We start from the raw sequence: 1,038 nt of genomic DNA, 5'->3' as shown, positions 1-1,038 counted from the left end.
CTGCGCGTTGGTGCTGCGCAGCTCGTCCGCCGCCCACCGGGCCAGCGCGTCGTGCACGGCCGGGTCGAGCCGCAGCAGCACCTGCTTGCGCCGGGCCCGGCGGGTGTCGCGGTCGGGGGAGTCGTCCGTCACTGGTAGAGGGAGCCGGTGTTGAGTACGGGCTGGGGGGCGCGGTCGCCGCAGAGGACGACCATGAGGTTGCCGACCATCGCCGCCTTGCGCTCCTCGTCCAACTCGACGATGTCCTGCCGGGAGAGCCGCGCGAGCGCGTCCTCGACCATGCCCACCGCCCCGTCCACGATCTCGCGGCGCGCGGCGACCACGGCGCCGGCCTGCTGGCGCTGGAGCATCGCGGAGGCGATCTCCGGCGCGTACGCGAGGTGCGTGAAGCGCGACTCGATGATCCGCACCCCGGCCGCCCGCACCCGGTCGGTCAGCTCCTCCGCCAGCTTCTCGGTGATCTCCTCGGCGTCCGCGCGCAGCGACAGCTCGTCGTCCTCGTAGGCGTCGTACGGGTACTCGATGGCGATGTGCCGCACCGCGGTCTCGGTCTGGGTGGCGACGAACTCGGTGAAGTCGTCCACGGCGAAGACCGCCTGCGATGTGTCCTCGACCTGCCAGACGACGACGGCGGCCAGTTCGATGGGGTTGCCGCGGGCGTCGTTGACCTTGAGGACGGCGGTCTCGTGGTTGCGCACCCGGGTGGAGATCTTGCGGCGGGTGGTGAGCGGGTTGACCCAGCGCAGGCCGTCGTCGCGGATGGTGCCGGTGTAGCGGCCGAAGAGCTGCACGACGCGGGCCTCGCCGGGCTCGACCATGTTCAGCCCGGCCATCGCGACGAGCGCGGCGAGGAGGAGCAGGGCGCCGAAGACGAGGAGGCCGGTTGTCATGCCCCCTTCCGGAGAGTGGTCTACACCGGTCAGAATGGAGCCGCCTGCGGGAGCAGACGCCGGCATCACCGTCCCCGTGTCACCCCCACGAACGACAGGAGACAGCGATGTCCTCTATCCGAGCCGTGTCCGCAGCCGGAGCGGGCGG

2 protein-coding genes are annotated in these 1,038 nt (G+C 71.6%); both read right to left on the bottom strand.

Annotated features, from left to right (window positions below):
• On the bottom strand, positions 1 to 132 hold a 132-nt coding region (locus tag H5J30_RS37875), incomplete at its 3' end, for a type II toxin-antitoxin system antitoxin (RefSeq protein WP_508471343.1).
• Entirely contained in the window at positions 129 to 890 is a 762-nt protein-coding gene (locus H5J30_RS35465) for an SPFH domain-containing protein (protein WP_258563702.1), read from the bottom strand. The genes H5J30_RS35465 and H5J30_RS37875, both read right to left, overlap by 4 nt.
• Positions 891 to 1,038 lie beyond the last annotated feature (148 nt).

The sequence above is a fragment of the Streptomyces phytophilus genome, from assembly GCF_013870535.1.
Taxonomy (GTDB): Bacteria; Actinomycetota; Actinomycetes; order Streptomycetales; family Streptomycetaceae; genus Streptomyces; species Streptomyces phytophilus.
Note: the sequence above shows the minus strand (reverse complement) of the source record. Positions and strands in the feature narration are given on the sequence as shown.